The sequence below is a fragment of the Halopenitus malekzadehii genome, from assembly GCF_900108505.1.
In the GTDB taxonomy this organism is placed as follows: domain Archaea; phylum Halobacteriota; class Halobacteria; order Halobacteriales; family Haloferacaceae; genus Halopenitus; species Halopenitus malekzadehii.
In genome coordinates this window covers 182,806-196,329 of the sequence record NZ_FNWU01000003.1, presented here as the reverse complement: position 1 = coordinate 196,329, position 13,524 = coordinate 182,806, and the positions used below count along the sequence as shown (strand labels likewise).

The 13,524-nt window shown below is 64.6% G+C and carries 8 protein-coding genes; 1 reads left to right on the top strand and 7 read right to left on the bottom strand.

What is annotated here, in order from left to right; all coding sequences use genetic code 11:
• The first annotated feature begins 32 nt into the window (after positions 1-32).
• Positions 33-4,340 (top strand): DNA-directed DNA polymerase II large subunit, encoded by a 4,308-nt coding sequence (locus BLW38_RS08160; protein ID WP_092816863.1) that lies wholly within the window; start codon positions 33-35, stop codon positions 4,338-4,340.
• Between the two features lie 30 nt (positions 4,341-4,370).
• On the opposite strand, the gene BLW38_RS08155 is transcribed toward BLW38_RS08160, so the two are convergent.
• The 7 genes from BLW38_RS08155 to BLW38_RS08125 all read right to left on the bottom strand — a co-directional run bounded on the left by BLW38_RS08155 (position 4,371) and on the right by BLW38_RS08125 (position 13,273).
• Positions 4,371-5,663: a TRAP transporter large permease gene (locus tag BLW38_RS08155; RefSeq protein ID WP_092816751.1), complete on the bottom strand. Its 1,293-nt coding sequence runs from the start codon at positions 5,661-5,663 to the stop codon at positions 4,371-4,373.
• Between the two features lie 3 nt (positions 5,664-5,666).
• Complete coding sequence (locus tag BLW38_RS08150) at positions 5,667-6,194, bottom strand: TRAP transporter small permease (protein ID WP_177167464.1); 528 nt, start codon at positions 6,192-6,194, stop codon at positions 5,667-5,669.
• A gap of 130 nt (positions 6,195-6,324) precedes the next feature.
• Positions 6,325-7,455: a TRAP transporter substrate-binding protein gene (locus BLW38_RS08145; protein ID WP_218143042.1), complete on the bottom strand. Its 1,131-nt coding sequence runs from the start codon at positions 7,453-7,455 to the stop codon at positions 6,325-6,327.
• 93 nt (positions 7,456-7,548) lie between these two features.
• On the bottom strand, positions 7,549-9,825 hold the full coding sequence (locus BLW38_RS08140) for an LUD domain-containing protein (RefSeq protein ID WP_092816749.1): 2,277 nt from the start codon (positions 9,823-9,825) through the stop codon (positions 7,549-7,551).
• Positions 9,822-10,325: an LUD domain-containing protein gene (locus BLW38_RS08135; RefSeq protein ID WP_218143041.1), complete on the bottom strand. Its 504-nt coding sequence runs from the start codon at positions 10,323-10,325 to the stop codon at positions 9,822-9,824. The genes BLW38_RS08140 and BLW38_RS08135 overlap by 4 nt, the downstream gene beginning before the upstream one ends.
• Before the next feature lie 103 nt (positions 10,326-10,428).
• Positions 10,429-11,802, bottom strand: a complete 1,374-nt coding sequence (locus BLW38_RS08130) for an FAD-binding oxidoreductase (RefSeq protein WP_092816747.1) — start codon at positions 11,800-11,802, stop codon at positions 10,429-10,431.
• Positions 11,803-11,872: 70 nt separating this feature from the next.
• Positions 11,873-13,273: a GntP family permease gene (locus BLW38_RS08125; protein WP_092816861.1), complete on the bottom strand. Its 1,401-nt coding sequence runs from the start codon at positions 13,271-13,273 to the stop codon at positions 11,873-11,875.
• Positions 13,274-13,524: the final 251 nt, after the last annotated feature.

The window sequence follows — 13,524 nt, the reverse complement described above, 5'->3', positions numbered from 1 at the left end:
ACGGAGGGCCGGTCGCGATGACGGAGACGGAGATGCGTCCCGACGACGAGCGCTACTTCGCGCGGATCGAGGACCAGCTGGACGAGGCCTTCGAGGTGGCGGAGGCGGCCAAGGAACGGGGGAAGGACCCGAAGCCGGAGATCGAGATCCCCGTCGCCCGCGACATGGCCGACCGCGTCGAGAACATCCTCGGGATCGACGGCGTCGCCGAGCGCGTCCGCGAGCTCGAGGGCGAGATGTCCCGTGAGGAGGCGGCCCTCGAGCTCGTCACCGACTTCGTCGAGGGGACCGTCGGCGATTACGACTCCCGAGAGGGGAAGATCGAGGGAGCGGTTCGGACCGCCGTCGCGCTGCTGACCGAGGGCGTCGTCGCTGCGCCGATCGAGGGGATCGACCGGGTCGAGCTGCTCGAGAACGACGACGGAACCGAGTTCGTCAACGTCTACTACGCCGGCCCGATCCGGTCGGCGGGTGGGACCGCGCAGGCGCTGTCGGTGCTCGTGGCCGACTACGCCCGGTCGCTGCTCGGGATAGACGAGTTCAAGCCCCGGGACGACGAGGTCGAACGCTACGCCGAGGAAGTCGCCCTCTACGACTCCGAGACCGGCCTCCAGTACTCCCCGAAGGACACGGAAACGAAGTTCATCGCCCGGAACATGCCGATTATGCTCGACGGGGAGGCCACCGGCGACGAGGAGGTCTCGGGCTTTCGGGACCTCGAACGCGTGGACACGAACTCTTCGCGCGGCGGGATGTGTCTCGTTCTGGCGGAGGGGATCGCGCTGAAGGCCCCGAAGATCCAGCGATACACCCGCGATCTCGAGGCGGTCGACTGGCCCTGGCTCCAGGACCTGATCGACGGGACGATCGGGAAGGGTGACGGTGGAGGCGCGAGCGACGCGGACGCCGATGATGGTGACGACCCGGACGCTTCCACCGCCGACGCCGGGGATGCCGAGGCGGACGCGGATGCCGAGGCGGACGCGGATGCCGAAGCGGACGCCGCCGCCCCCGCCGATGGAGCGGTTGACGCCGACGTCGTGGACGATTCAGATACGGATGCCGTCGACGCCGGGCCCAAACGCGTCGATTCGGCCACCAAGTACCTGCGCGACCTGATCGCGGGGCGGCCGGTCTTCTCACACCCCTCGGAGGCCGGCGGATTCCGGCTTCGATACGGCCGCTCCCGGAATCACGGGTTCGCGACCGCTGGGGTCCATCCGGCGACGATGCACCTCGTCGACGACTTCCTCGCGACCGGCACGCAGATCAAGACCGAGCGCCCGGGCAAGGCGGCCGGCGTCGTCCCGGTGGACACGATCGAGGGGCCGACCGTCCGGCTCGCGAACGGCGACGTCCGCCGGATCGACGACGTCGAGGAGGCGCTCGCGGTCCGCAACGGCGTCGAGAAGGTGCTCGATCTGGGCGAGTACCTCGTGAACGTCGGGGAGTTCATCGAGAACAACCACCCCCTCGCGCCGGCCTCCTACGTGTACGAGTGGTGGATCCAGGACTTCGAGGCGTCGGGTGCCGACGTTCAGGCGCTGTCGGACGATCCCCACGTCGAGCTCGAGCACCCGACCGTCGAGGAGGCGCTCGCGTGGGCGACCGACTACGACTGTCCGCTGCATCCCGCGTACACCTATCTCTGGCACGATCTGCCGGTCGATCGGTTCGAGACCCTCGCGACCGCGGTCGCCGACGGCGAGGTCGTCGAGGGCGTCCTGACGATCGAGCGCACCGAGGCGACGACGGCGGCGCTCGAGACCCTGCTCGTCGAGCACTCCCGAACGCCGGATTCGCTGCGGATCCCCGAGTGGCGACCGTTCGCGCGCTCGCTCGGGGTCGACGACGGACTTCGGCTCACCTGGGAGGAACTGTCGGCGACGGCCCGGAACTGGGCGGACGGCGAGAACGCGGTGCGGGCCGTCACCGAGGTCGCGCCCTTCGCGGTGCGCGAGCGCGCGCCGACCCGGATCGGCAACCGGATGGGCCGTCCGGAGAAGTCCGAGAGCCGCGACCTCTCGCCGGCCGTCCACACGCTGTTCCCGATCGGGGAGGCCGGCGGGTCACAGCGCAACGTCGCCGATGCCGCCGGCGGAATGGACGATTCGGGGCGTCGGGGCGTCATCGAGCTCGACGTCGCCGATCGCAAGTGCCCCGCCTGCGGCACGCACACCTTTCACAACGACTGTCCGGACTGTGGGTCCCACACCGAGCCCTACTACGAGTGTCGCGAGTGCGGGACCGAATGCGAGCCCGACGAGGCGGGCCGCGTCGAATGTCCGCGGTGTGACCGGGAGGTAACGGCCGTCTCCCGCCGGGAGATCGACCTGAACGACGCCTACCGGTCGGCGCTGGAGTCGGTCGGCGAGCGGGAGGCCGCCTTCGAGATCCTGAAGGGGGTCAAAGGACTCACCTCCACGAACAAGACCCCCGAGCCGATCGAGAAGGGTGTTCTGCGGGCGAAGAACGGCGTGACCGCGTTCAAGGACGGGACGGTCCGGTACGATATGACCGACCTGCCGGTGACTGCCGTCCGGCCCGCCGAGCTCGACGTGACCGTCGGCCACTTCCGGGAGCTCGGCTACGAGACGGACATCGACGGCGAACCTCTCCGACACGACGACCAGCTCGTCGAGCTGAAGGTGCAGGATGTCGTCCTCTCCGACGGCGCCGCCGAGCATATGATGAAGACGGCCGACTTCGTCGACGACCTCCTCGAGCAGTTCTACGACCTGCCGCGCTTCTACGAGATCACCGAGCGTGACGACCTCGTCGGCGAGCTCGTCTTCGGGATGGCGCCGCACACGAGCGCCGCGACCGTGGGTCGCGTGATCGGCTTCACCTCGGCGGCGGTGGGGTACGCGCACCCGTACTTCCACGCGGCCAAGCGCCGGAACTGTTTCCACCCGGAGACCACGGTCGCGTTCGCGGACGAGGGCGGGGACGGGGATGGCGGCTGGCACCGTGACACCATCGAGGCGCTCGTCGAGGAGCGTCTCGACCCGGAAACCGCCGACGAGGACGCCGTCGGCGCGCTCGTCCAGGAGCTCGCCGACCCCGTGTACGTCCCCTCGATCGACGACGACGGCACCCGGACCGTGCGGCCGGTCGAGGCGGTCTCGAGACATCCCGCCCCCGACCATCTGGTTCGGATCGAAACCACTGACGGACGGATGCTCCGCGTCACCCCCGATCACACGATGCTCCGTCGTTCGACGGCGGCCGGGCCGGGAGCCGATCCTGCGGCCGGATCGGGCGTCGATTCCGAGGCCGAAACGGATGACGTCCCCGAGATCGAGCGCGTGCCCGCGTCCGAGTTGACGACCGACGACGAGATCCCGGCGCCGGCCGGAGCCTCGACCGGCTCGGATCGATCCGTCACCGATCGACCTGGATCGGATCGATCCGGCTCCGTCCGGGCCGATGGTGGCGCCACCGCGATCGACGTCTCGGCCGGGATCGATGACGAATATATCGGTATATCGTCGATCTCATATGAAAAGTCGGATGTAGAATATGTATATTGTCTGACTGTCAGTGGAACACATTCATTGGTGGCTAACGGACTTTATTCCGGTCAGTGCGACGGCGACGAGGATTGTGTAATGTTACTAATGGATGGGCTGTTAAACTTCTCGAAGTCATTTCTCCCTGACAAACGGGGGGGAAGTATGGACGCCCCCCTCGTGATGTCCTCGCGGATCGACCCCTCGGAGATCGACGACGAGGCGCACAACATGGACATCGTCCGGCAGTATCCCCGCGAGTTCTACGAGGCGACCCTGGAGATGGCTGACCCCGACGACGTCGAGGACGCGATCCGGATCGGCGAGGACACCCTGGGGACGCCCGACCAGTACCGCGGATTCGACCACACCCACGACACCTCGGACATCGCGCTCGGGCCGGATCTATCGGCGTACAAGACGCTCGGGTCGATGATGAACAAGATGGACGCCCAGCTCGAGCTCGCCCGGAAGCTCCGGGCGGTCGACGAGACCGACGTCGCCGAGCGCGTCATCGAGTACCACTTCCTGCCGGACCTGATCGGCAACCTTCGGGCGTTCTCCAGACAGGAGACGCGGTGTCTCGACTGCGGCGAGAAGTACCGCCGGATGCCGCTGTCGGGTGAGTGTCGCGAGTGTGGCGGCCGGGTGAACCTCACCGTGCACGAGGGCTCGGTGAACAAGTATATGGACACCGCGATCGCCGTCGCCGACCGGTTCGACTGCCGCCCCTACACCAAACAGCGTCTCGAGGTGCTCGAACGGTCGCTTGAGTCCGTCTTCGAGGACGACACGAACAAGCAGTCCGGCATTGCGGACTTCATGTGAGAAGCTCCCTGGGTGAAACGGATCCTCCTCTCACAGGAATTCGTACGGGATGTAGGTCGTGGTTTCGGGTACGAAGACGATGATGAGGAGCACGATCAGCAACGGGACGTAGTACGGGACGATCGCACGCATCACCTCTTCGAGTGAGGCATCGGTCACCTGCTCCAGCACGAACAGGATGATTCCCAGTGGCGGGGTCAGTAGGCCGATCATCAGCGTGAGTACCATTACGATTCCGAAGTGGATCGGGTCGATGCCGGCGATGTCGATCACCGGAACCAACACCGGAACGAGGACAGTTATTGCGGCGACGGTCTCCATAAACGTCCCCACCACGAGGAACAACGCCACTAACAATAGCAGCATATAGGTCGGATCGGTCGTCACCCCGGTGATCGCGTCGACGAGCATCATCGGCAATCGGAGCTCAAGTGCGACGAGGCCATACGCGGCGGCGATCGCAATGATGAACGTGAGAGAGAACGTTTCGACCGCTGCATCACGCGTTTCGGCGACGATCTTGCTGATGGTGAGATCTCCGAACACCATCCCGGAGATAGTGATATACACGACGGTAATCGCTCCGGCCTCCGTAGCGGTGAAGAGTCCGGACAGAATCCCGCCGATGATGAGCACCGGAATGACGAGGGCGATCGCCGCCGTTCCGAACGTTTCGAGCACCCGTCTTGGATCGAACGTCCCCGTCGCCCCGTATCCCCTGATCCGGGTGACAATCGCGACCGAGAGCAGCAGCGTGACCGCAAGCAGGAATCCCGGGATGATTCCCGCGAGGAACAGTGCGTTTATCGATTCGCCGGCCAGCACCCCGTATATGATGATCGGGACGCTCGGCGGAATGATCGGCCCGATGATCGCCGATCCGCCCGTGATCCCGAGTGCGACGTCCTTGTCGTAATCGTACTCACGCATCACGGAGTATTCGACGCGACCCAATCCGGCGGCGTCGGCCAGCGCAAGCCCGGACATACCTGAGAAGATGAGCGATGCGAGTACGTTCACGTACCCGATTCCGCCCCGAACCGAGCCGACTACCGAGTTGGCGAACTCGAAGATGTCCTCGGTGAAGCCGCTTCGGTTCATCAACCGCCCGAGAAGCAAATAAAACGGGATGGCAAGCAGCGTGAACGAGTTCAACCCGAACAGCAGCTGATTGCTGATCAGCGTGTAGTTGAACGACGGTCCGTACGGTGACGCCATCACGGTGATGACGGTAACCCCCATCGCGACCGCGACCGGCACGCCCAGTCCGTACAGCACGAGGAGCGTTCCGAGGAACAACAGTCCGATGATCGCAAGCTCCATCCTTCACCCCTCCTGGTCGGGATTGGCGGTGCGGATTCGATCGACGGCCGTCCGCAGGCCCAGCAGCTCGTAGACGAGCATACTCCCCAAACCGAGCGCGATTCCCAGATAGACGTAGCCCGAGGTGAGAAATCCGATCCCGCCGATGTCCGAGTTCCAGTTGGCGGACATCGAGAGCAGCGTTCCGTACGCTATGAATCCGACGAATGCTACGACGACCGTCGTGTTGATCACGTCGACCCATCGCGTCACACGCGGAGCTCGTCGTTCGAGCTTCTCGAGCAAGTACGACATCCGCACGTGTTCGTCGTTTCGTGAGGCGACTGCAGCCCCGAAATACGTCGCCACGATGAGCAGATAACGGGACGTTGGTTCCGTCCACGGGAGACTGATCGGGAGGTTCAGATTTCGAACTAATACCTGTGAACTCGCCAGGACGATCAGCGTTGCGAACATCCCAACGGTACCGACGAGGACGATCGTATCGAACGTCGTCTGTCGTTTGATACCGAGGGACTGATCGATCTCCATAGAGACGATCCGCACATCAACCATATATATGTTCTGGGTGAATTCCCGACACCTCTCGGGATCGAAACGCGGAGCACCATCGCGGCCGTCGTCGTAACGAGGACGTGATCGACGCCGGTTTGCGCACCGCTCAGACGTTTCGCCACTCCTCCCAGGTCCCTGCCCACCGGTCCTCGAACAGGGCGTTCACCGCCGGCCGTGCCCGGTCGCGGAACGCCTGCCTGTCGACGTCCTCGACGAGCGTCATCCCCTGATCGACGAGATCGTCGATCAGTTCCTGTTCCCGCTGCATTCCCATTTCGTTGGCCTCCTCGGCGACTTCGGCTGCAACCTCATTCACCAACGTCTGGTGCGACTCCGAGAGACTCTGGTAGAGGCTTTCGTTCATATACATCGCCCCTGAGAACGGCGCGTGTCTGGTCGCCGAGAGATAGTCTTGTACCTCCGGATAATTGAACGAGTGGATCTGTTCGATGTCTCCCTCCGCTGCATCAACGACGCCCTGTTGGAGCGCGCTGAACAGCTCGTCGAGCGCGACCGAGGTCGGTTCGACCCCGATCTCGCTCCAGATCTGGACCCACGGTTCAAGCGGCGGCGATCGGAACTGCATACCCTGAACGTCGTCCGGGTGTGACACCGACTCGTTCGCTGTGAAGTAGCGCTGTCCTCGATAGAACCGCCCACCGAGCTGTCGCTGGTTGCCTTCCTCGATCAGGAGGTCGTATGCTGGCGCGAACTTCTCGCTTTCGACGACCTCGAAGAGGTGGTCGGCGTCCTCCATCACGAACGGCATGTCGATGATGTAGTATTCAGGAGCATACATCGAGAAGGGAACCCCGGCGCCCGAATGCATTCCGACGACGTTTTGGCTCGCGAGGTCGGTTATTTCGGCCTCGGATCCGTAGGAACCTCCCGACGCGACTTCCACCGTGATCGCCCCGTCCGATTCGTCCTCGATCCGGTCCCGGAACATCTTCGCTGCTTGCACGTTGATGTGTCCTTCCTCGTAGGTGCTTGCAAGCGTGATGTCGAGTTCCTCGTTTGATCCGCCACTCGAACCGTCTTGAGAGCCGCTTTCGGTTCCATCGGATCCGCCGTTACCACCGTTTCCGCCGTTACCACTTCCATTTCCACCGTTTCCGGTACAGCCTGCAAGCAGCGGCGTGCTGGTCGCCGCTCCAAGAACCGCGATCTTCTTCAGTGATTGACGCCGGCTGAGCGACGGCGAACGCGCTGTTCGCCCGCTATCGTTCGAATCCATATCCGTATGTCTAAGTAGATCATTATAAATATATCTTAAATTTACTTATAATTCTCACGGCGATCGGTCGAACGTGACCCGTCCCGTTCCGGCCTACTGCTGGACGGGATCGAGCAGCTGAATCGGATGTTTCGAGTCCCGATCGAGCAGCGAGTCGAGTTGATCGCCACAGGACGTACCGCTCGCGACGACGATTCTCTCGTCGCGATCGTCGGTCGTAAACTGGTCGCGAAGCCGATCGCCAACCGCAACGCTCAGCTCGTAGTACTCCGATTTGTAGCCGAAACTCCCGGCCATCCCGCAACACTCTACATCGGAGGTGACGACATCGTATCCAACTGCTTCCAGCACCGCGACCGTGTACGGCTCCAGATCGAGGGTTCGCTGCTGGCAGTGGCTGTGGTAGGCGATCGCCCTCTCGCCATTCGATGAATCGGTGACAGCCGTTTCCGGGCCCGCGATCGCGTCCCGGTCCGCGCCGTGTTCGAGCAGACCGTAGACGTACTCGAGGACCTCGTAACTGTTCCCGGCGAGTCGTTCGAACGATTCCTCGGGGAGCAGCCGTTCATACTCCCGTTTGAACATCGCGAGGTCGCTCGGCTCGATAACGACGACGTCCCGGTCGGCCGCGATCGGCTCCGTTAGTGCCTCCGCGACCGCCTCGGCACTCTCAGAAGCCGTCGTCACCATTCCCTGTGAGAGCGGTGCTCGTCCGCTGCCACCCACATCGGGGACCATCACGTCGACGCCGAGTGCCTCGAGGACCCGGACTGTCGACTTCCCGCGCTCGGGATCGATATATTCGGTGTACACATCCGGATACAGCGCAACCCGGCGTGTCGGGTTCTCGATCGTCACGTCCTCACGCGCGTTGAACCACGTCGAGAACGTCGACCGTGCGAACTGGGGCAGCTCACGCCGCCGATCGACGCCGGCGACACGTTCGAGGACCCTGCGGGCGATCGACGAGCTCGCCACCAGGTTCGAGACCGGCGCCGTCCGGCTCCCCACCGTTGCGAGCGTTTCGAAGTTGCCGAAGAGCCGCTTGCCGAGGCCGATCCCCGACGACTCCGAATCGGGGCTGAGACCGTCGACGAGATGGTCGAACGTCGATGGGTCCGCACCCTCGTTGAGCCGATCCCTGACGACGGTGTTGATCCACGGGATGTCGATGTTGACCGGGCAGGCGTCTACACACCGCGAGCAGCCGGTACAGAGGTCGTTGAACTCGGCGGCGCTGTCCATTCCGTGGACCCCCGCCTCCCAGCCGGTCGCGATCCCGCCGCTGTAGGTCTCCCCGCCGAAGGCGTGTCCGCCGACCTCTTGGAAGTTCGCACACGAGTTCGCGCACGCGCCACACCGGACGCAGTACAGCGTTTCGCGGAGATCCTCGTCCTCCCGCATCGCCATCCGGCCGTTATCCAGGAGGACGAGGTGGAACTCCCGGTCGGTTGCCTCGCCAAACCCCTCAACGTCGGGATGCTCGAAATCGATCGCAGGCGTCTCCACCGGCGGCGTGAACAGCGAGAGATAGGCGGTTACGTCCTGTCCGGCGCCCGCGGCACCGATGAGGTTGAAGAACGGCGAGAGGTCCTCCATCGACGGGACCAGCTTTTCGACGCCCGCCACGGCGACGTGCGTGTCCGGCGTCACGATGCACTTGCGTGCGTTCCCCTCGTTCGTCACCAGCGCAAGGGTTCCGGTATCGGCAGTGATGAAGTTCGCGCCGGTGATCCCGACGTCCGCCTCCGCGATCCGATCGGCCAACTGGTCGCTCGCGAACGCCGTCAGCTCCTCGGCCGTTTCGAGCGGCGCCTCGGGGTCGAACGTCTCCTCGAAGAGGTCGGCGATCTCCGCCTTCGATTTGTGGATCGCCGGGGACGCGATGTGGCTGGGCGATTCGTCCGCGAGCTGCAGGACGTATTCGGCGAGATCGGTCTCGTAAGTATCGACCCCGGCGTCCGCCAGCGCCTCGTTCATCTCGATCTCTTCGGTCGTCATCGATTTCCCCTTGACGACCGTCTCGGCGCCGGCGTCAGCGACGATCTCGTTGAGGATCCGGTTCGCCTCGGACGCGTCCTCGGCCAGATGGACGACGCCGCCGTTGGCTTCCACCGTCGCGGTCACCTCCTCGATCAGTTCCGGCAGCCGATCGATCGACTCCTCCTTGATCCGCCGAGACGCGGCGCGATACTCCTCCGTCTCGTCGAGTTCGGCGTACCGCCGATACCGGCCCTCGTTGAACACGCTGACGTTGCCGTGGATCTGTTCGCCCTCGGTCGCCAGCAGCTCCCGGATCCGGGCAGCTTTCTCCGCTCGCGAACTCGAGCGCCCCCGCGTCGCCCCCGTCGACTGCTCGGCGTCGCTCATCGGTCCTCCAGCACGATCACGTGGACCGAGCTGGGTCCGTGTGCGCCGTACACCACCGATCCCATGTCGCCGGTCCCGCTCGGTCCGGTTGCAAGTACCGCACTCGTCAGCCCGGAGGCAACGCGTGCGCCGATTTCGGTGATCGCGTCCGCGATCGTGGGCTGGATGTCGCTTGCGGCCAGCACCGCGACGTGCGTGTCCGGGTAGAGGCTGATCTGCTCTGCCCCCTCGGCTCCCGAACGTACCACCACGCTTCCGAGATCCGCAACGGCGGGGCCGACCGGTGTGACACCGATCCGTGCGTTCCGTAACTCCCGCGGCGTCGGGTTCCTCGTGACGTCCTGCGGGAGCGAGACGCCTTCGAACGGGAGTGGCGCACCGACCGCCGGCCCCTCGAGCACGTCCGCGAGCGCGTCGTCGAACTCGTCTGCGTGGATCCGATCGACCGTCGTTGGCCCTTGCGTCGCTGACTGCTCGAATCGGGTGACTCTCCCACTCATACTGTCTCTCAGTCCGGGACGTATGTTAAACGTTGTGCCATCACTATCGCGATCGACACGCCTGCCGGCGATCGTTCACGACTCCACCTCGCTCTATGCCGCCTCAGAACAGCTTCCCGGGGTTCAGGATCCCGTTCGGGTCCATCGTCTCCTTGATCCGTCCCATCGTGTCGACGGTCGCCTGATTGAACTCCTCGGGGAGGTACGCCGTCTTTCCGCGTCCCACGCCGTGCTCGCCGGTGCAGGTGCCGCCGAGTTCGATCGCGTGGTGGACGATCTCGGCGTCGACGCGCTCGCCGAGTGCGCGATGGTCCGGGTCGTCACGGCGGACCATCACGGTGTAGTGGATGTTTCCGTCGCCCGCGTGGCCGAAACAGGGAATCTCGAGGTCGTGTTCCGCCTCGAGGGTGGAGATGTGGTCGATCAGCTCGGCGTATTTGCTGATCGGGACGGTGACGTCGCCGGAGGTGAGCATCGTCAGGTCGGGGTCGTACTGTTTCAGCGCCGAGGCCATCTCCTCACGCACCTCCCAGAGCCGCTCCATCTCGGGCCCTGACTCGGCGATCTGGACGTCCTCCACCTCGTAACCCGCGAGTATCGACCGGAAGAACTCGATCTCCGACTCGACGTGGTGGTTCGCGTGGAACTCGACGAACGCCATCGGGACGTCCGGCAAGTCGGCGTCGAGATAGCGGTTGGCCATCGCCGCGCTCAGCTCGTCGATCAGCTCGATCTTGGCGACGTCGACGCCCGACCGAACCGCGTCGGCGATCGCCGCGGACGCCTCGGTTCGGTTCGGGAAGACGACTCGCCCGCCCCATATCTGCTCGGGGATCCCGGCGAGCTCGAGGGTCGCCTCGGTGACGACCGCCAACGTTCCCTCGCTGCCGACGAGCAGGTCCATCAGGTTGTACCCCGCGGAGGTCTTGCTCGCCCGGCTTCCGGTCTCGATCACCGTTCCGTCAGCGAGCACGGCTTCGAGCCGAAGCACCCAGTCGTGGATCTCGCCGTATTTGACCGTCTGCATCCCGCTTGCGTCGTTCGCGATCATTCCGCCGATCGTGGAGATCTTTCCGGAGGAGGGCAACGGCGGGAAGAACAACCCGTGTTCGGCCACGGTCTCGTCGACGACCGACCCCAGAATGCCGGGCTGGACGTCGATCTGGAAGTCGTCCGGCCGGACGTCCAGGACGTCGTCCATCCGCGTCATGTTCATGCTGATCCCGCCCTCGACCGGAACGGCGTGTCCCTCCAGGCTGGTTCCGGCGGCGTACGGCGTCACCGGGATCCCACGATCGTTCGCCGCCGCGAGGACGCTCGAGACGTCCTCGGTCGATTCCGGCCACACCACGACGTCGGGTGGATGCTCCTCGCCGGGCATCGTTCCCCAGTCGCTGCTGTGGTCCTCCAGGCTCTGATCGCTCGTGGCGATCTGCGACTCCGACAGCGAGGTGTCGTCCAGAAACTCGATGTCCATGTGTGGTCATTTCACGCGATGGTGGTACTTATACGACTCGACTGTCGGAGGAAAGCCGGCGGATCGCTGATCAGGCCATCGGGACCACGGTCGAGACGATCAGGGTGAGTATCAGACCGGTGACCGACATCACGAGCCCGACGAACGAGAACGTCCGGAGCGTCTCGTCCTGTTCGAGCCCGCCGATCTCGTTGATGATCCAGAACGGGCTGGAGTTGTGCCAGGCGAAGAACATCGCGCCGGTGCCGATCGCCAACAGCAGGTAGACCGGGTGGACCGCCAGCTGGTCGAGGAACGAGGACATGATCGTCGCACCCGTGATCATGGCCACGGTCAGCGATCCCGTCGAGACGATCAACACGGCGGCGATGAGCCAGCCGGTCACGAGCGCGCCGAACCCGAGATTCTGCATCACGTTCACGAGGAAGTCGCCCACGCCGGCCGAACCGAGCATCGCCCCGAAGGCGCCGCCGGCCGCGGTGATCGCGATGATGTTTCCGCCGTCCTTCAGGGCGGTCACCAGCTCGTCGTTGAACACCTCGAGATCGCCCTCCTGGAACCGGTAGAACGTGCCGATGGCGGCGAGGGCGGCCACCGTCAGCGCGATGTTCGCGTCGCCGAGGAATCCGGTGACGGTCAGGATCGATGCCCCCTCCGGCAGGAGGTTCGTCGCGATCGTGTTCGCTGCCACGAGGATCACCGCGAGCACGATGGGCGCCATCGCCTCGAGGAAGCCCGGCAGCTCGGCGGTCGACCGCTCCATCGTCTCGTTGAGGTCCTCCACGGTGGTGCCGAGCGCCTCCCGCAGCGGGACGTCCATCCGGGCGTCGATCCACCGACCGTAGATGAGCCCCCCGATGATCGAGGTCGGGAACCCGATCAGGAGCCCCGCGATGATGACGATCCCGAGGTCGATGTCGAACTCGCCGGCGACCGCGATCGGCCCGGGAGTCGGCGGGATCAGCGCGTGGGCGGCGAACGCGCCGCCGATGATCGCCGTGGTGTACAGCCCCATCTTCTCGCCGGTTCGTGCCCGCATCGCCCTGGCGATCGGGGCCAGCAGGTAGAACACGGTGTCGAAGAACACCGGGATCGACAACACGAAGCTGCTGCCGAGCAACGTCACGTCCTCGCGTCCCTCGCCGATCGTCGAGTGGAAGCCGCGAACGATCCGGTCGGCGGCCCCGCTCTCTATCAGACACTTGCCGATCAACGCGGCCATCAGGATCGGGATCCCGACGGCCCCGAGGATCGACCCGAACGTATTCGCTGCCGAGCTGGGAATATCGGCTACCGGTACGCTCGGCGAGATCAACCCGACGCCGAAGGTCGCGAGGATCAGCGCCAGGAACGCCGGTAACTCCAACCGCATCATGAACAGTACGACCAACCCGATCCCGATCGCCAACACGACGATCGGGTTCAGGATCGTGTCGACGATGAGCGGTGCACTCCCTGTTAACGCGTTCATCGGTAACATTCGACTCATACAATCCGAATCGGTTATTAAGTAACTTTCGATAACTAACACGAACGATATCGATGATCCGCCGGCCGGATCGACCGGTTCCGCGGAGGGCCCCGCGTCGACGGGAGAGTCCGGGTCGGGAGCCCCGGGTCGGGTGTCCCAGATCGGAAGACCCGGGTCGGGTGTCCCAGATCGGAAGCTCCGGATCGGGAGCCCCGAGTCGGCCCGAATGGCGGTCGACGGCGCTACCGCCC

Bases quoted from the DNA above. Each gene is read 5' to 3' on its own strand.
- BLW38_RS08125 (WP_092816861.1), bottom strand. From the start codon at position 13,273: ATGAACGCGTTAACAGGGAGTGCACCGCTCATCGTCGACACGATCCTG.
- BLW38_RS08140 (WP_092816749.1), bottom strand. From the start codon at position 9,825: ATGAGCGACGCCGAGCAGTCGACGGGGGCGACGCGGGGGCGCTCGAGT.
- BLW38_RS08155 (WP_092816751.1), bottom strand. From the start codon at position 5,663: ATGGAGCTTGCGATCATCGGACTGTTGTTCCTCGGAACGCTCCTCGTG.
- BLW38_RS08160 (WP_092816863.1), top strand. From the start codon at position 33: ATGCGTCCCGACGACGAGCGCTACTTCGCGCGGATCGAGGACCAGCTG.
- BLW38_RS08130 (WP_092816747.1), bottom strand. From the start codon at position 11,802: ATGGACATCGAGTTTCTGGACGACACCTCGCTGTCGGAGTCGCAGATC.
- BLW38_RS08135 (WP_218143041.1), bottom strand. From the start codon at position 10,325: ATGAGTGGGAGAGTCACCCGATTCGAGCAGTCAGCGACGCAAGGGCCA.
- BLW38_RS08145 (WP_218143042.1), bottom strand. From the start codon at position 7,455: ATGGATTCGAACGATAGCGGGCGAACAGCGCGTTCGCCGTCGCTCAGC.
- BLW38_RS08150 (WP_177167464.1), bottom strand. From the start codon at position 6,194: ATGGAGATCGATCAGTCCCTCGGTATCAAACGACAGACGACGTTCGAT.